Genomic DNA, 17,185 nt, shown 5'->3' on the forward strand with positions numbered 1-17,185 from the left:
AGGAGTCTAACCTCGGCGCCCCGGCTGCCGAAACAGCGGGGCGCCCACGTCAATTCTCGAACAATAAGAGCGAGCTCTTACTCTTCGTCCAGCTCGATGTTGATACCCAGAGAGCGGATTTCCTTCAGCAATACGTTGAAGGATTCGGGCATGCCCGGCTCCATACGGTGGTCGCCATCCACGATGTTCTTGTACATCTTGGTACGGCCGTTCACATCGTCAGACTTGACGGTCAGCATTTCCTGCAGGGTATATGCCGCACCGTAAGCCTCCAGGGCCCACACTTCCATCTCACCGAACCGCTGACCACCGAACTGCGCCTTACCACCCAGCGGCTGCTGGGTAACCAGGCTGTAGGAACCGGTAGAACGCGCGTGCATCTTGTCGTCTACCAGGTGGTTCAGCTTCAGCATGTACATGTAACCCACGGTGACCTTGCGCTCGAAGGCGTTACCGGTACGACCGTCGAACAGGGAGATCTGACCGGATTCCGGCAGATCGGCCAGCTTCAGCAAGGCTTTGATTTCGCGCTCTTTGGCGCCATCAAAGACAGGTGTAGCCACCGGCAGACCCTTACGCAGGTTACCCACCAGGGTACGCACGTCGTCGTCAGACAGCTCGGCAATGTTCACTTGCTGGGAGTCCTTCTCGCCCAGGTCATAGACCTGTTGCAGGAACTCGCGCATCTCGTGCAGCTCGCGCTGTTCTTTGATCATGCGGTCGATCTTCTCGCCGATGCCCTTGGCCGCGAGGCCCAGGTGCACTTCGAGGATCTGACCGATGTTCATACGAGACGGTACACCCAGCGGGTTCAGTACGATGTCGACCGGACGGCCGTACTCGTCATGGGGCATATCCTCGACCGGACAGATCTTGGAGATAACACCCTTGTTACCGTGACGGCCCGCCATCTTGTCACCCGGCTGGATGCGACGCTTGACGGCCAGATAGACCTTGACGATCTTCAATACGCCCGGCGCCAAGTCATCGCCCTGGATGATCTTGCGACGCTTGTTCTCGAATTTCTTGTCGAACTCGGCCTTCAGCTCAACGTGCTGTTCAGCGATCTGCTCCAGCTCGATTTGCTTGGCTTCATCTTCGATGGCCAGCTCAAACCACTTGGAACGATCGAGCTTGTTCAGACGATCTTCGCTGTAACCGGCGGCCAGCAGCAGGTTGCGGGAACGGCCGAAAATGCCGTCTTCCAGGATCTTGAACTCTTCGGTCAAGTCCTTCTTCGCTTCCTTCAACTGCATCTCTTCGATTTCTTTGGCGCGCTTGTCTTTTTCCACGCCATCGCGGGTAAAGACCTGCACGTCAACCACGGTACCGTACACACCGTTCGGTACACGCAGGGAGGAGTCCTTCACGTCGGACGCCTTCTCACCGAAGATGGCGCGCAGCAGCTTCTCTTCCGGGGTCAGCTGGGTTTCACCTTTCGGAGTCACCTTGCCGACCAGAATATCGCCGCCCTTCACTTCCGCACCCACGTAGACGATGCCGGACTCGTCCAGCTTGGACAGAGCGGCTTCACCCACGTTCGGGATGTCAGCAGTGATCTCTTCCGGACCCAGCTTGGTGTCACGGGAGATACAGGCCAGTTCCTGGATGTGAATGGTGGTCAGGCGATCTTCCTGAACAACACGCTCGTTCACCAGGATCGAGTCTTCGAAGTTGTAACCGTTCCACGGCATGAACGCGACGCGCAGGTTCTGACCCAGCGCCAGTTCACCGAGATCGGTGGACGGGCCGTCAGCCAGTACGTCGCCCGCCATCACCGGCTCACCCAACATCACGCACGGACGCTGGTTGATACAGGTGTTCTGGTTGGAACGGGTGTATTTGGTCAGGCTGTAGATGTCGATGCCGGCTTCGCCAGGCAGCAGCTCATCTTCGTTGACCTTGATAACGATACGGGAGGCATCGACATAGTCGATCATGCCGCCACGCTTGGCCACTACGGTCACACCGGAGTCAACGGCCACTGCGCGTTCCATACCGGTACCAACCAGCGGCTTGTCAGCGCGCAGGGTCGGTACAGCCTGACGTTGCATGTTTGAACCCATCAATGCGCGGTTCGCGTCATCGTGTTCCAGGAACGGGATCAGGGCCGCTGCCACAGAGACGATCTGTTGCGGGCTCACGTCCATGTACTGGATCTGGTCGGCGTTCATAAAGGTGGATTCACCTTTGTGACGGCACGGGATCAATTCATCTTTCAGACGGCCATCTTCGGTGGTCGCGGCGTTGGCCTGTGCGATCACGTACTTGCCTTCTTCAATCGCAGACAGGTAATCCACTTCGTCGGTGATCACACCGTCGATCACCTTGCGGTACGGGGTCTCGAGGAAACCGTACTCGTTGGTGCGGGAATACACGGACAGCGAGTTGATCAGACCGATGTTCGGACCTTCCGGCGTTTCGATGGGGCACAGACGACCGTAGTGGGTCGGGTGTACGTCTCGAACTTCGAAACCGGCACGCTCACGGGTCAGACCGCCCGGGCCCAGCGCGGAGATACGGCGCTTGTGGGTCACTTCGGACAGCGGGTTGTTCTGGTCCATGAACTGGGACAGCTGGCTGGAACCGAAGAACTCTTTGACCGCGGCGGAGATCGGCTTGGCGTTGATCAGATCCTGCGGCATCAGGGTGTCCAGATCGCCCAGAGACAGGCGCTCCTTCACCGCACGCTCGACACGGACCAGACCGACACGGAACTGGTTCTCGGCCATTTCACCGACGGAACGAATACGACGGTTACCCAGGTGGTCGATATCGTCCACTTCGTCGTTACCGTTACGGATGTCGATCAGGCGCTTCATGACCTCGACGATATCGTCTTTGGTCAGCACGCCAACGCCGGTCTCGTCTTCACGACCCAGACGGCGGTTGAACTTCATCCGACCTACGGTAGACAGGTCGTAACGCTCGGAAGAGAAGAACAGGTTCTCGAACAGCTGCTCGGCCGCTTCGCGAGTGGGCGGCTCGCCCGGACGCATCATGCGATAGATCTCGACCAGGGCTTCCAGGCGGCTGGAGCTGGAGTCGATACGCAGGGTCTCGGACATGTAGGCACCGTGATCCAGTTCGTTGGTGAACAGAACCTCGAAGTGCTTGAAGCCGGCTTGGGACAGGTTGGCAACCGCTTCCAGGCTCAGCGCCTGGTTGGCAGTGACAACCATCTCACCAGTCTGCGGGTGCGCGTAGTTCTTGGCTGCAACTTTGCCAACAACATACTCTACCGGCACCTCGATCTGGGTGATGCCGTCTTTTTCCAGCTGACGGATGTGACGGGCAGTGACACGACGACCGGTTTCAACCACCACGGCGCCATTGGCAATGATGTCGAAGGTCGCGGTCTCGCCACGCAGGCGCTCGGGCACCAGATCCATCATCAACTTGCCATCCTTGACCTCGAAACCGATGGTCTCGAAGAAGGTGGCCAGGATTTCTTCGGAACTGAAGTCCAGGGCGCGCAGAATAATGGAGGCCGGCAGTTTGCGACGACGGTCGATACGGACAAACAGGTTGTCTTTCGCATCGAACTCGAAGTCCAGCCAGGAGCCACGGTAGGGGATAACGCGGGCGTTATACAGTACCTTACCGGATGAATGTGTTTTGCCTTTATCGTGGTCGAAGAAGACGCCCGGGCTGCGGTGCAGCTGGGAGACGATAACCCGTTCGGTACCATTGATGACAAAGGTGCCGTTCTCGGTCATGAGCGGAATCTCGCCCATGTATACTTCTTGTTCCTTGATATCTTTGACGGTGCCGGCAGCTGCTTCACGGTCGTACAGAACCATACGAAGCTTGACACGCAGCGGCGCGGAGTAGGTCACTCCACGGATCTGGCATTCTTTTACGTCAAATACCGGCTCACCCAGGCGATAGCTGACATACTGAAGCTCAGCACTACCGGAGTAACTGGTGATCGGGAAAACGCTACGGAAGGCGGCTTCTAGGCCGTACTCACCTTCCGGGTCAGCCTCGATGAACTGCTTGAAGGAGTCCAGCTGAATGGACAACAGATAAGGCGTGTCCAGTACCTGGTCTCGCTTACCGAAGTCCTTACGTATGCGTTTTTTTTCGGTATAAGAGTAAACCATAGGGTTCCTCAGCTCGCTGATAAGTGACCCACTCTGTCCCCACGGGACAGCTCTGTCTCAACACCGTTTTGTGTTGGCCCGGACGATGAGGCGGTCCGGATTGCTGGTGCACCGAGAGTCGTGAACGGTGTGAAATACTCTCAGTCTACAGCGCAAAAAGGCTGGTGAATAAAGATTCACCAGCCTTAGCCTGTTTTATCAGGCTAATCTACATAAATGCAGATTATTTGATCTCAACAGAAGCACCGGCAGCTTCCAGCTCTTTCTTCAGAGCTTCAGCTTCGTCCTTGGACACGGCTTCTTTCAGATTGGTCGGAGCAGCTTCTACCAGGTCCTTGGCTTCTTTCAGGCCCAGACCGGTAGCGCCACGAACGGCCTTGATGACGGCAACTTTGTTGGCGCCAGCAGCAGTCAGAACTACGTCGAACTCGGTCTTCTCTTCTACTGCTTCAGCAGCAGCCGGGCCGGCCATGACGGCAGCAGCGGCAGAAACACCGAACTTCTCTTCCATAGCTTCGATCAGCTCAACAACTTCCATTACGGACATGGAAGCAACGGCTTCGATGATTTGGTCTTTAGTGATAGACATGACAAAAATTCCTGATGTTGAATAAACTCAAACAGCCTAGATAGGCGAGAATCAAGCAGCAGCTTGTTTCTGGTCGCGAACAGCAGCGATAGTACGAACCAGCTTGCCAGCAGAGGCTTCCTTCATGGTAGCCATCAACTTCGCAATTGCTTCTTCGTAAGTCGGCAGCGTGGCCAGACGATCAATTTGTGCTGCGGCGATAAACTCACCGTTAAAAGCGCCAGCCTTGATTTCGAACTTTTGGTTCGCTTTGGCAAACTCTTTGAACAGACGAGCGGCAGCGCCCGGGTGTTCGTTAGAGAAAGCAATCAAGGTAGGACCGGTAAATGCGTCGTTCAGGCACTCGTATTCGGTACCTTCTACCGCGCGACGCAGCAGGGTGTTACGCACAACGCGCATGTACACACCAGCTTCACGAGCGGTCTTACGCAGGACGGTCATCTTGTCTACAGTGACGCCGCGAGAATCGGCTACAACTGCAGAAAGAGCGCCTTTGGCAGCTTCGTTGACTTCAGCAACAATTGCCTTTTTGTCTTCGAGTCCCAATGCCATTGGCTTAACTCCTGGATTGAATCCGGGTCTGTTGACCCAGTACTGACACATCCCCCCTACCTTTACAACAGAGGGGAACGATGCGGTAGCAGGATTCCAGAAGAGAAAGAATCTTTCTCGCTGGGTTTCCGGCACCGTCTACGCAGGAAGAATTAAGGCTTTGCGGCCTCCTGCGGTCTTGGACGGAGGTCGAAACCCCCAACCAATCAAGGCGCAAAATTATAGATTAAATTTTGCGCCTTGTAAAACCCATCAATTAGGCCTGAGCTTCCAGGGAAGCTTGGTCTACGGCAACACCGGCACCCATGGTGGTGGAGATGCTGACTTTCTTGATGAATACACCCTTGGCGGAGGACGGCTTGGCCTTCTTCAAGGCAACCAGCAGCGCTTCCAGGTTTTCTTTCAGCTGAACTTCGTTGAAAGAGACCTTGCCCAGAGTGGTATGAATGATACCGTTCTTGTCGTTACGGTAACGAACCTGACCAGCCTTGGCGTTCTTGACGGCTTCGGCTACGTTCGGAGTGACGGTACCCACTTTCGGGTTCGGCATCAGACCGCGCGGGCCCAGGATTTGACCCAGTTGACCAACAACACGCATGGCATCCGGGGATGCGATGACGACGTCGAAGTTCATCTCGCCTTTCTTGACCAGCTCGGCCAGGTCGTCCATACCAACCAGTTCAGCACCGGCAGCCTTGGCGGCTTCGGCATTGGCACCCTGGGTGAACACGGCGACACGGATGTCACGACCGGTACCGTGCGGCAGTACAGTTGCACCACGTACGTTCTGGTCGGATTTACGAGCATCGATACCCAGGTTAACGGCAACGTCAACGCTTTCAACGAACTTGGCGGTAGCCAGTTCTTTCAGCAGGGCAATGGCTTCGTTGATGGAGTACTCTTTGGTACCGTCAACTTTTTCGCGAATAACGCGCATACGCTTGGACAGTTTAGCCATTGTCTTACTCCTCCACTACCAGGCCCATGGAACGAGCGGAACCGGCGATGCAACGTACTTTTGCATCCAGATCGGCACCAGTCATATCCGGCTCTTTGGTCTTGGCGATTTCTTGCAGCTGAGCCACAGTCACCTTACCAACCTTGTCTTTGTTCGGCTTGGCGGAACCAGACTGGATACCAGCGGCTTTCTTCAGCAGGAAGGAAGCGGGCGGAGTCTTGGTTTCGAAGGTGAAGGAACGGTCGCTGTAAACGGTGATCACGACCGGAGTCGGAGAACCTTTTTCCAGCTTTTCTGTACGGGCGTTGAATGCCTTACAGAATTCCATGATGTTCACACCGTGCTGACCCAGAGCAGGACCAACGGGAGGGCTGGGGTTAGCACTGCCAGCCTTAACTTGCAGCTTGATATAAGCTGTGACTTTCTTAGCCATTACAAAAATACCTCAAAAATGGGTTCTAACGCCTCGGAGACATGCTCCTGCAAACGGCTCCCCAACAAATAAAGGGGCAGCGAATTATAGAGATAATCGCTGCCCCTGACAACCGTTAAACGTACAGAGATTAATCAGCCTTTTTCGACCTGACCAAAATCCAGTTCTACCGGCGTTGAGCGGCCGAAGATCAGTACGGAGACCTTCACGCGGCTCTTTTCGTAGTCCACCTCTTCAACGGTACCGTTGAAGTCGGCGAACGGACCATCGGCAACCCGGACCATCTCACCCGGTTCAAACAGGGTTTTCGGACGCGGCTTGTCGTGGGCATCTTGCAGACGATTGAGGATGGCATCCGCTTCCTTATCGGAGATAGGAGCAGGGCGATCGGAGGTACCGCCGATGAAACCCATTACACGTGGTACATTGCGTACCAGGTGCCATGTGGTTTCATCCATCACCATCTGGACCAGGACGTATCCCGGGAAAAATTTGCGCTCACTCTTGCGCTTCTGGCCAGCACGCATCTCGACCACTTCTTCGGTCGGGACCAGCACTTCACCAAACAGCTCTTCCATGCCATGCATCTTGATATGTTCACGCAGGGATTTGGCAACACGGCCTTCGTAGCCGGAAAATGCCTGCACGACATACCATCTCATACGCTGTTCACGTTGTTCAGTCATGGCTTATCCTTACACACCGGTAATCAGGTTGACCAACCAGACCAAGGCGCCGTCCAACACGAACAGCAGCAGCCCCATCACGGCAGTCACCGCCAGCACAATCAGGGTTGTCTGAATGGCTTCCTGACGGGTCGGCCATACGACCTTGCGGACTTCCAGGCGAGACTCACGGGCAAACGCCAGTGTTGCCTTGCCCTTGGTGGTTTGCAGGGCCACTGCACCGGCAGCAGCGATGACAACGACCACACCCAGGGCGCGGACGGCAGCAATAACGTCGCTCAGCAGGTAATTGCCCACTACAGCGGCCGCCAGGATGATGAAAACCAGGCCCCAAAGCAGGGTATCCTTGCTTCCGCCCTGACCCTCAGAACTAACACTCATACAACCCACCTGTATCTGACGTAACCAAAGACACAAAAGCCCCGTACGAGACGAGGTATATGGCAGGGGCGGCAGGACTCGAACCCGCAACCATCGGTTTTGGAGACCGCTGTTCTACCAATTCGAACTACGCCCCTGCATAAGAAAGCCCCTATTATAGGGGCTTTGCTTTATTTATGTAAGCCAAGATTAAGCGATAACTTTGGCTACAACACCAGCACCTACGGTACGGCCACCTTCACGGATGGCGAAACGCAGGCCGTCGTCCATCGCGATCGGGGCAATCAGGGTAACAACCATCTTGATGTTGTCGCCCGGCATGACCATCTCTACGCCTTCCGGCAGCTCGATGGTACCGGTCACGTCGGTAGTACGGAAGTAGAACTGCGGACGGTAGCCCTTGAAGAACGGGGTGTGACGACCACCTTCTTCCTTGGACAGCACGTACACTTCGGATTCGAACTTGGTGTGCGGCTTGATGGTGCCCGGCTTGGCCAGTACCTGACCACGCTCTACGTCTTCACGCTTCACGCCACGCAGCAGTGCGCCAACGTTCTCACCTGCACGACCTTCGTCCAGCAGTTTGCGGAACATTTCAACGCCGGTACAGGTGGTCTTGGTGGTATCTTTGATACCAACGATTTCCACTTCTTCACCAACCTTGACGATACCGCGCTCTACACGACCGGTTACTACGGTACCACGGCCTGCGATGGAGAAGACGTCTTCGATAGGCATCAGGAACGGCTGGTCAATGGCACGCTCCGGCTCCGGAATGTAGGTGTCCAGGTGGCCAGCCAGTTCCAGGATCTTCTCTTCCCACTGAGCTTCGCCTTCCAGCGCTTTCAGTGCGGAACCACGTACTACCGGCAGGTCATCACCCGGGAAGTCGTACTCGGACAGCAGTTCGCGAACTTCCATCTCGACCAGTTCCAGCAGCTCTTCGTCATCTACCATGTCGCACTTGTTCATGAACACGATGATGTACGGAACGCCTACCTGACGACCCAGCAGGATGTGCTCACGAGTCTGCGGCATCGGGCCGTCAGTCGCTGCTACTACCAGGATTGCGCCGTCCATCTGGGCAGCACCGGTGATCATGTTTTTAACGTAGTCGGCGTGACCCGGGCAATCTACGTGGGCGTAGTGGCGGGTTGCAGTGTCGTATTCTACGTGGGAGGTGTTGATGGTGATACCACGCTCACGCTCTTCCGGTGCCTTGTCGATCTGGTCGAAGGCGAAAGCTTTACCACCGAAGTGCTTGGCCAGCACGTTGGTGATGGCGGCGGTCAGGGTGGTTTTACCGTGGTCAACGTGGCCGATGGTACCCACGTTAACGTGCGGTTTATTACGCTCAAATTTTTCTTTAGACATGATCGTCCCTCTAAACTAACGCTGAGTACGCGGTGGCAAGCTAACCACAGAACAGTTTATATGATGGATTTGAATCAAGGGGAGTAGAGAGGTTGGTGCTGGCAGGCTGGTTCGATTGCCGAACTCACCCTAAGGTGTGGCTCTCAGAATTACCTGAGCCATATCAGCATCTTGGAGCGGGCAGCGGGAATCGAACCCGCATCATCAGCTTGGAAGGCTGAGGTAATAGCCATTATACGATGCCCGCATTTCTCTAACCCAAAGAACTCAAACCGCAGAGAAATATGGTGGAGGGAGAAGGATTCGAACCTTCGAAGGCAGAGCCGTCAGATTTACAGTCTGATCCCTTTGGCCGCTCGGGAACCCCTCCAGTTGCATAAATGCCACAACGGTAATTCTGCTTGCACCCGTTGTTTTTGTCGCTTTTGCTGGGCAAATAGACGACAGACATCCAAGCGTCGCGCATTTTATGGTAAGGATTTTGGGGATGCAACCATTGCACCTTGCAAAATGTGCATTTATGCCGGGATCCAGGCAAAAAAACGCTCCTTCTCCGTCCCGGCCGGACGCGTCCCTTGTCGCTCCCGATCCCTTGGTGTATGGTCGCCCTGCCCAAGAAACAGTGATGACACCATGACGACAGAGCATAACCCCTATTTGCAATTCACCCGCGAACAATGGGCGTTATTGCGCGATGCGGTCCCCCTGACCCTGACCGAGCACGATCTGCAGACCCTGCGCGGGATCAACGAGAAGGTATCATTGCGGGAAGTGGAAGAGATCTATCTGCCCCTCTCCCGTCTCCTCAATCTCTACGTCAAGGCCAAGCAGCGCCGCAGCCGGGTGCTGGAGCAGTTTCTCGGTCAGTCCCGCGGCAAGGGCACCTATATCATCAGTATCGCCGGCAGCGTGGCGGGGGGAAAGAGCACCACGGCCCGTATCCTTCAGGCACTGCTGGAGCGCTGGCCGGAGCACCCCAGGGTGGAGCTGGTCACCACCGACGGCTTCCTGTTTCCCAACAAGGAGCTGGAAGCCCGTGGCCTGATGCGCCGCAAGGGGTTCCCCGAGTCTTATGACATCCGCCATCTGGTGGAGTTTGTCGCCAATATCCGCGCCGGCCACGAGAAGGTCGAGGCCCCCGTCTACTCCCACCTCATCTATGACATCCTGCCCGACGAGAAGAAGGTGGTGGAGCAGCCGGACATCCTGATCCTGGAAGGGCTCAATGTGCTGCAAAGCGGCATGGACTATCCCCAGGACCCTCATCGCGTGTTCGTGTCGGACTTCGTCGACTTTTCCATCTATGTGGATGCCGATGCCGAGCTGCTGCGCACCTGGTACATCGATCGTTTTCTCAAATTCCGCAGCGGCGCCTTCTCGGATCCCGACTCCTATTTCCACCACTACGCCAAGCTGGCCGAGAGCGAGGCGACCGAGATCGCCAACAACATCTGGCAGGATATCAACTACCTGAATCTGCAAGAGAACATCTTGCCGACCCGGGAGCGGGCCAACCTCATCCTCACCAAGGGCAACGAGCACGCCATCGAGCAGATCAAGCTGCGCAAGTGACCACTGTCGCAGTGCATACATGAAAGAGGGGGCCCGCAGGCCCCCTCTTTCATTCAGTCGTCATGAGCGTATGGGCTCAGTCCCCCCGCCGCAAGGAGAGTTCCCCTCCCAGATAGAACTTGAGCCCCTCTTCCGTCTCCAGACGCAGGGCTCCGCGTTCGTCGATCCCCCGGGCAATCCCGCGGATCACCTGCTCTCCCATCAGCAGCTTCACCGGCTGGCCGGCGAAGTGGTCGAGCCGGTTCCAGCTCTCGACGAAACTCGCCAGTCCCGTCTGTTCGAAGGTCTGCATGGCCTGCTGCAGGTGCAGCAGCACGCAGGCGGCCAGCTCGTTGCGATCCACCAGTTCGGGCTGGATATGGCGCAGCTCGGACCAGGCCTGATCGATCTTCTCCCCCTCCCGACTCGGCATCGCCAGATTGAGGCCGACCCCGATCACCAGATGGCAGCTGGCACCCGCACTGCCGCTCATCTCCACCAGGATGCCCGCCAGCTTGCGGCCCTGGTAATAGAGGTCGTTCGGCCACTTGAGCTCCACCCCGGGATAACCGAGGGACTCCAGCGCCTCGACCACCGCCACGCCGACCGCGAGACTCAGTCCCATGGCGGCCGCCATGCCCTGCTCAAGCCGCCAGTACATGCTCAGGATCAGCTGGCAACCGAAGGGAGAAACCCAGGGTTTGCCACGACGTCCCCGCCCGGCGGTCTGGCACTCGGCCAGACAGCTTTCGCCGGAGCTCAGGGTGTTGACCCGCTCCAGCAGGTACTGGTTGGTGGAGTCGATGACAGGGAAGCAGTGCACCGGTGCCATCGGTGCCTCTGCCTGCAGCCGCCCCTCGTCATAGAGGGCCATGGGCACCGCCAGCCGATAGCCCTTGCCGGTCAGGCTGAAGAGATCCAGCCCCAGATCCTTGAGCGCGGCCATGTGCTTGCTCACCGCCGCCCGGCTGATGCCAAGGCGCTCGCCCAGCTGCTCGCCGGAATGAAACTGGCCGTCGCTGAGCAGGGTGATCAGGGTCTGTCTGACGGGGGTCAGGGTCATGCCAGTACCTCGTCGAGCCAGGTTTCACCGCTGCGCCCCATGAAGCGCACCTCGTGTTCCAGCACCACACCGAACTGGTGCTCCACGCTGTCGCGGACATGGGCCGCCAGCGCGATGAGCTCCATGGCGCTGGCGCCCCCCAGATTGACCAGCACCAGCGCCTGCTCCTGATGCACGGCGGCACGACCGATGGCAAACCCCTTGAGACCGCACTGATCGATGAGCCAGCCAGCCGCCAGCTTGGCCTGCCCTTCTGCCGCAGGGTAGCAGGGCATCTGCGGGTATTGCTGTTTCAGGGTCTCGGCCAGGGCGGCGGGCACCACAGGGTTTTTGAAGAAACTGCCCGCGTTGCCCAGCACCGCCGGATCCGGCAGCTTGGCCATGCGGGTGGCACAGACGGTGTCGAAAATGGCCTGTGGCGAAGGGGCATCCCCCAGCGCCGCCAGCGGGCCATAACCGGCGACCGGGCGCCATGCCTTGGACAGGCGCAGACCGACGGCGGTGATGAAATGGGAGTCCTGATAGTCGTGCTTGAAGATGCTGTCACGGTAACCGAACCGGCAATCGGCCGCCGCGATGCGCTCAACCTCGCCACTCTGCCAGTTGAACGCCTCCACGTAGGCACAGACGCTGGCCAGCTCGACCCCGTAGGCACCGATGTTCTGTACCGGGGCCGCCCCGACCGTCCCAGGAATGAGTGCCAGGTTCTCCAGCCCGTGCCAGCCCTGTTGCAGGGCGTGGCATACCAGCTCGTGCCAGTTTTCACCTGCCGCCACGTGCAGCAGCCAGTGCTCGGACTCCTCGTGCAGCGTGATCCCTTTCAGGCCGTTGTGGATCACCAGACCGGCAAAGTCATCGCAGAACAGGATGTTGCTTCCTCCTCCCAGCACCAGGCGCGGCAAGGTGGCCAACTCCGGGTTGGTCCGCAGTTGCGCGAGATCATCCGGCCGGGTCACATCGGCCAGCCAGAGGCAGTGTGCATCCAGGCCCAGAGTATTGAGGGTCGACAGGGAGGCGTGGGGGGTGAGTTTCATCTGTGTGTTCCGACAAGGACAAGGGCGCAGTTTACCCCAGATCCCCCGGGACAAAAAACCCGGACACTTTTCGGACTCAGGGCGCTGGAGTAGAGTAACCCCTTCATCCCGCTGAGGAAGCATGCATGAACAATCAATTCGCCGTCATCGGCCTGGGCCTGTTTGGCAGCGCCTTGTGCGAAGAGTTGCAGCGCCAGAATGCCGAGGTACTGGCCATCGACATCGACGAGAGCAAGACCCGCCAGATAGCCACCCTCTGCAACCACGTCATCGTGGCCGATGCCACCGACGAGGCCACGGTCGCCGAACTGGGCCTGGCGAATTTCGACATCGTCTTTGTCGCCATCGGCGACAACCTGGAGACCAGCATCCTGACCACGCTGGTGCTGAAAGAGGCGGGCGTGAAGAAGGTCTGGGTCAAGGCCCGTGACAAGTTCCACGCCAAGATCCTGCAGAAGGTGGGCGCGGACAAGGTGATCAACCCGGAGTGGGACATGGGCCGCCGGGTGGCCCAGAGCATGCTGGACAACCGGCTGTTCGACTACCTGGAGCTGGGTCACGACATGGTGCTGACCGAGTTCGTGATCGGCTTGCAGCAAAACACCCGCACCCTGGCCGACTTGCGCCTGCTGCAGCAAAGCGATTTCCAGCTGTTGGCCATCAAGCGGGGTGAGGTGCTGCACAACGTCCTGACCGGCAAGATGGAGCTGCAACTCGGTGACATCCTGATCCTGGCCGGCAACAAGCACGCCATCGATCACTGGCTCGACACCCTATGATCAACTGGCGCAGCAACTACGCCTTCACCCTGCATCGGGAAGACAACTCCCGCTGGAGCGAGGCCAAGCTCATCCTGGGCAGTTTCCTCATCATCCTGCTGGTTGGCACCCTGTTTCTGGTCCAGCCCTCCAGCCACAAGGGTGAGGTCACCGTCATCAACGCCCTGTTCACCGCCACCTCCGCCATCAGCGTGACCGGCCTCGGGGTGGTAGATACCGGCACCGCCTTCACCCTGCAGGGGCAGATCATCCTGTTGATATTGATGGAGATTGGTGGTCTCGGCCAGATGACCATGACACTGCTGCTCATCGCCATGTTCAGCAAGCGGGTCGGGCTGCGCCAGCAGGTGCTGGCCAAGGAGGCGCTGGGCCAGGAGGGATCCGTCAACATCGTCCAGCTGGTGAAACGCATCGTCCTGTTCGCCCTGATTGCCCAGCTGATCGGCACCGCCATCATGGCCATTCGCTGGGTGCCCGACATGGGCTGGGGTCACGGCCTCTACGTCAGCTTCTTCCACGCGGTGTCGGCTTTCAACAACGCCGGCTTCTCGCTGTTTGCCAACAACCTCATGGACTACCGGGATGACCCCATCATCAGCCTGACCATACCGGCCCTGCTGATCCTGGGGGGGGTAGGCTTCACCGTCATCGTCGACCTGGTGCGCAACCGCCGCTGGCGCAAGCTGAAACTGCACAGCAAGCTGATGCTGCTGATGACCCCTGCCCTGCTGCTGCTGGGGACCCTGATGTTCTGGCTGCTGGAGCACAACAACCCTGGCACCCTGGGCAACGCCTCCTTCGGGAGCCAGTGGCTGGCAGCCTTCTTCCAGTCGGCCACCGCGCGCACGGCGGGCTTCAACACGGTGGATATCGGCCAGATGGTACCGGCCTCCCTGCTGTTCATGATGATGCTGATGTTCATCGGTGCCGGGGCAACCTCCACCGGGGGCGGTATCAAGGTCACCACCTTTGCCGTCGTCCTGCTGGCGACCCGGGCGTTTCTGACCAAGCGCCCCCATGTCACCGCCTTCGGCCGCACCCTGTCACCCCAGATAGTGACCCGCTCCCTGGCCATCATCATCGTCAGTACCATGGTGCTGATGCTGGCGATGTTCCTGCTGATGCTCACGGAGTCGCAATCATTCGACAAGATCATGTTCGAGACCATCTCGGCCTTTGCCACCGTGGGACTGTCCACCGGCATCACCGCTTCTCTGAGCGAGCCGGGCAAGCTGATCCTGGTGCTGGTGATGATCTGTGGCCGTCTGGGGCCCCTCACCCTGGCCATCATGCTGGCCCGTCCGGTGGAGACCCGCATCCGTTATCCGGAAGAGAGCGTCTACACGGGGTAAGCCATCCCATCCATACAAAGAGGGGCCTCCGGCCCCTCTTTCTTTTCTATGTGATCACGGCGCGCGCCAGCCTCAGGCCGCCTTGCCCCTGGTCGTCCCCTTGCCAGAGCTCTTTCCCGTACTCTTGCCAGCACTCTTGCTCGTGCGGGGGCGTGCGGCGGTGGACGCAGTCCGCTTGCGGCGGGCAAAGCGGTGCTTGCTGTCACCGGGCGTCGCCTTGGGCAGCGCGCTGAAGCTGGCGCCGGAATCCTGCCGCGCCCCCTCGATCAGGCCGTTAAGCTGCTCGGTGAGCGGCCCCATGAACTGCTGGTAGCTGCCGTGACGTTCGGCGATCTGCCCCAGACTCTGCTCCCACAGTGCCGTCATGTCCGGTGTCGTGGCGGTCGCGGGCAGCGCCTGGACCAGGGCTCGCCCGGTCGGGGTGGCCTTGATGCTCTTGCCCTGGCGCACCAGGAAGCGGCGCTTGAACAGCAGATCGATGATCCCGGCCCGGGTCGCCTCGGTGCCCAGACCGTCGGTCTCCCGCAGGGTCTTGCGGATCTCGGGATCCTGCACATAACGGGCGATGCCGGTCATGGCGGCCAGCAGGGTGGCATCGGTAAACGGCTTGGGGGGCTGGGTCATCTTCTCCAGCAGTTCCCCCCGCTCGCACAGCAGTTCCTCCCCCTCTTTCAGGGCAGGCAGGGTTCCCGCCTCCTCCTCGTCATCCTCTTCCACTCCGAGCAGCGCCTTCCAGCCCGCCTTGAGGATGCGGCGCGCCTTGGCCTGGAACAGCCCTCCGGCGATGCGCAGCAACACCTTGCTGTCGTTGTACTCGAACGGCGGGTAGAACTGCAGCAGATACTGGCGGGCAATCAGGCCGTACAGCTTCGCCTCGTCGGCCCCCAGGCTCGCCTCGTTCCCCCTCTTCTCGGTGGGAATGATGGCGTGGTGGGCATCCACCTTGCTGTCGTTCCACGCCTTGCTGCGGATCCTTCCATCCGCTTCGGCGACCGCCCTGGCCAGCGCAGGGGCCGTGCTGGCGATGGCCTCCCGCACCTGGCCGGCCCGGTTGAAGTGCTCGCTCGGCAGATGGCGGCTGTCGGATCTGGGATAGGTGATGAGCTTGTGCCGCTCGTAGAGGCTCTGGCAGATATCCAGCACCCGCTTGGCATCCATGCCAAAGCGCTTGGCCGCGTCGATCTGCAGGCTGGAGAGGTTGTAGGGGAGCGGCGCCGCCTGCTTGCGCGCCTGCTCCTCCACCGCCTCCACCCGGGCGGGTTGCCCCTGGATCCGCTCCACCACCTTGGCGGCCAGCGCCCGGTTGAGCACCCGTCCCTCCTCATCCTGCCAGGGCAGGCAGGCCTCCGATGGCAGCCACCTGGCGGTGAAGCGTTCGTTGCCCTGGGTCAGCAGATGGGCCATCACCTCGTAGAACGGCTTGGGAACGAAGGCCTCGATCTCGAGATCCCGGCGCACCACCAGACCGAGCAAGGGGGTCTGTACCCGGCCCACCGACAGCAGTTCGCTGCAGCCCCCCTTGCGGCCAAGCAGGGTATAGGCCCGGGTCATGTTGATGCCATAGAGCCAGTCGGCACGGCTACGGGCCAGCGCCGACACCGCCAGCGGCACGAACTCCTTGTTGTCCCTGAGCTTGTCGAGGGCGCGGCGCACGGCGGGGGGATTGAGATCGCTGATGAGGCAGCGCTGAACCGGTTTGGTCTTGGGATAACCGAGAAAGTCGATCACCTCGTCCACCAGCAGTTGCCCTTCCCTGTCCGGGTCACCGGCGTTGACCACGCAGTCCGCCTGCTTGATGAGCCCCTTGATGACGGCCAGCTGGGCCTTGGTCTTGGGTTTGGCCACCAACTGCCACTGGGTCGGGACAATGGGAAGGGATTCCATGCGCCACTGCTTGTAGGCGGCATCGTAGGCATCGGGCTCGGCCTGCTCCAGCAGGTGGCCGATGCACCAGGTCACCACGTCTCCCTGCGCCGTCTCGATGAAACCATCCCCCTTCTTGTGCGGTTTGGGGAGGACATCGGCGATGGCGCGGCCAAGGCTGGGTTTCTCGGCGATAAAGAGTCGCATGATGGATACACCTGAATACTGTATATGTGAACAGTATACAATCCTCTCGCCACAAACCCCAAGCCCCGGGGTGGCGTACTGCCTCCCCGCCCCGGCTTGGGCATCGCTCCCACCACAGCACATCCCGCTCCCGCTGTATGGGAAAAATGCGATTTAAATTCAATAAATCATGCCAAAACAAATAACAAAACCAAAAATCAATTATATGACGAAATAAAAACCATGACCGAGGTCAACCCTTTGAATCCTGGGACTAC

General features: G+C 58.9%; 14 protein-coding genes and 3 tRNA genes. 3 read left to right on the forward strand and 14 right to left on the reverse strand.

The features are described from left to right. Nucleotides 1-77: 77 nt before the first annotated feature. From rpoB to ACB037_RS19915, 11 genes are all read right to left on the reverse strand, one after another. Complete coding sequence (gene rpoB / locus ACB037_RS19865; RefSeq protein WP_010675956.1) at nucleotides 78-4,106, reverse strand: DNA-directed RNA polymerase subunit beta; 4,029 nt, start codon at nucleotides 4,104-4,106, stop codon at nucleotides 78-80. 223 nt (nucleotides 4,107-4,329) lie between these two features. Then, on the reverse strand, nucleotides 4,330-4,695 hold the full coding sequence (gene rplL / locus ACB037_RS19870; RefSeq protein WP_010675957.1) for a 50S ribosomal protein L7/L12: 366 nt from the start codon (nucleotides 4,693-4,695) through the stop codon (nucleotides 4,330-4,332). A gap of 51 nt (nucleotides 4,696-4,746) precedes the next feature. Next, nucleotides 4,747-5,247, reverse strand: a complete 501-nt coding sequence (rplJ, locus tag ACB037_RS19875) for a 50S ribosomal protein L10 (protein ID WP_005339895.1) — start codon at nucleotides 5,245-5,247, stop codon at nucleotides 4,747-4,749. Between the two features lie 256 nt (nucleotides 5,248-5,503). Next, complete coding sequence (gene rplA, locus ACB037_RS19880; protein WP_010675958.1) at nucleotides 5,504-6,205, reverse strand: 50S ribosomal protein L1; 702 nt, start codon at nucleotides 6,203-6,205, stop codon at nucleotides 5,504-5,506. A 4-nt stretch (nucleotides 6,206-6,209) separates the two neighbouring features. Beyond that, nucleotides 6,210-6,638 carry a 50S ribosomal protein L11 gene (gene rplK / locus ACB037_RS19885; RefSeq protein ID WP_005306313.1) on the reverse strand — a complete coding sequence of 143 codons (429 nt, stop codon included), beginning with the start codon at nucleotides 6,636-6,638 and terminating at the stop codon, nucleotides 6,210-6,212. Nucleotides 6,639-6,772: 134 nt separating this feature from the next. Continuing rightward, the gene (nusG, locus tag ACB037_RS19890; RefSeq protein ID WP_010675959.1) at nucleotides 6,773-7,324 is read right to left on the reverse strand and encodes a transcription termination/antitermination protein NusG; all 552 of its coding nucleotides are present in this window, start codon (nucleotides 7,322-7,324) and stop codon (nucleotides 6,773-6,775) included. A gap of 9 nt (nucleotides 7,325-7,333) precedes the next feature. Beyond that, nucleotides 7,334-7,705 (reverse strand): preprotein translocase subunit SecE, encoded by a 372-nt coding sequence (gene secE / locus ACB037_RS19895; RefSeq protein ID WP_010675960.1) that lies wholly within the window; start codon nucleotides 7,703-7,705, stop codon nucleotides 7,334-7,336. Between the two features lie 60 nt (nucleotides 7,706-7,765). Beyond that, nucleotides 7,766-7,842, reverse strand: a tRNA-Trp gene (locus tag ACB037_RS19900). A 52-nt stretch (nucleotides 7,843-7,894) separates the two neighbouring features. Then, complete coding sequence (gene tuf / locus ACB037_RS19905; RefSeq protein WP_005306325.1) at nucleotides 7,895-9,079, reverse strand: elongation factor Tu; 1,185 nt, start codon at nucleotides 9,077-9,079, stop codon at nucleotides 7,895-7,897. A 172-nt stretch (nucleotides 9,080-9,251) separates the two neighbouring features. Beyond that, a tRNA-Gly gene (locus ACB037_RS19910) sits at nucleotides 9,252-9,326 on the reverse strand. Between the two features lie 38 nt (nucleotides 9,327-9,364). Beyond that, nucleotides 9,365-9,449, reverse strand: a tRNA-Tyr gene (locus ACB037_RS19915). 263 nt (nucleotides 9,450-9,712) lie between these two features. On the opposite strand from ACB037_RS19915, the gene coaA reads away from it, so the two are divergent. Beyond that, nucleotides 9,713-10,651 carry a type I pantothenate kinase gene (coaA, locus tag ACB037_RS19920; protein WP_029314861.1) on the forward strand — a complete coding sequence of 313 codons (939 nt, stop codon included), beginning with the start codon at nucleotides 9,713-9,715 and terminating at the stop codon, nucleotides 10,649-10,651. A 76-nt stretch (nucleotides 10,652-10,727) separates the two neighbouring features. Here coaA and birA read toward each other — a convergent pair whose 3' ends face one another. Then, the gene (gene birA, locus ACB037_RS19925) at nucleotides 10,728-11,693 is read right to left on the reverse strand and encodes a bifunctional biotin--[acetyl-CoA-carboxylase] ligase/biotin operon repressor BirA (RefSeq protein WP_010675963.1); all 966 of its coding nucleotides are present in this window, start codon (nucleotides 11,691-11,693) and stop codon (nucleotides 10,728-10,730) included. After that, nucleotides 11,690-12,727, reverse strand: coding sequence for a UDP-N-acetylmuramate dehydrogenase (gene murB / locus ACB037_RS19930; protein WP_371175798.1), 1,038 nt, complete (start codon nucleotides 12,725-12,727; stop codon nucleotides 11,690-11,692). The genes birA and murB overlap by 4 nt, the downstream gene beginning before the upstream one ends. A 125-nt stretch (nucleotides 12,728-12,852) precedes the next feature. On the opposite strand from murB, the gene ACB037_RS19935 reads away from it, so the two are divergent. Together ACB037_RS19935 and ACB037_RS19940 are read left to right on the forward strand one after the other, a co-directional pair. Next, complete coding sequence (locus tag ACB037_RS19935; protein ID WP_010675965.1) at nucleotides 12,853-13,506, forward strand: TrkA family potassium uptake protein; 654 nt, start codon at nucleotides 12,853-12,855, stop codon at nucleotides 13,504-13,506. Further along, nucleotides 13,503-14,858, forward strand: a complete 1,356-nt coding sequence (locus ACB037_RS19940; protein WP_041211921.1) for a TrkH family potassium uptake protein — start codon at nucleotides 13,503-13,505, stop codon at nucleotides 14,856-14,858. Before ACB037_RS19935 ends, ACB037_RS19940 begins: the two co-directional genes overlap by 4 nt. A 72-nt stretch (nucleotides 14,859-14,930) precedes the next feature. Here the strand turns inward: ACB037_RS19940 and ACB037_RS19945 are convergent, their stop codons facing one another. After that, nucleotides 14,931-16,928: a DNA topoisomerase III gene (locus ACB037_RS19945; RefSeq protein ID WP_286700081.1), complete on the reverse strand. Its 1,998-nt coding sequence runs from the start codon at nucleotides 16,926-16,928 to the stop codon at nucleotides 14,931-14,933. Between the last annotated feature and the right edge of the window lie 257 nt (nucleotides 16,929-17,185).

Origin of the sequence: Aeromonas sp. S19(2024) (assembly GCF_041402625.1) — a bacterium.
In the GTDB taxonomy this organism is placed as follows: Bacteria; Pseudomonadota; Gammaproteobacteria; order Enterobacterales; family Aeromonadaceae; genus Aeromonas; species Aeromonas caviae.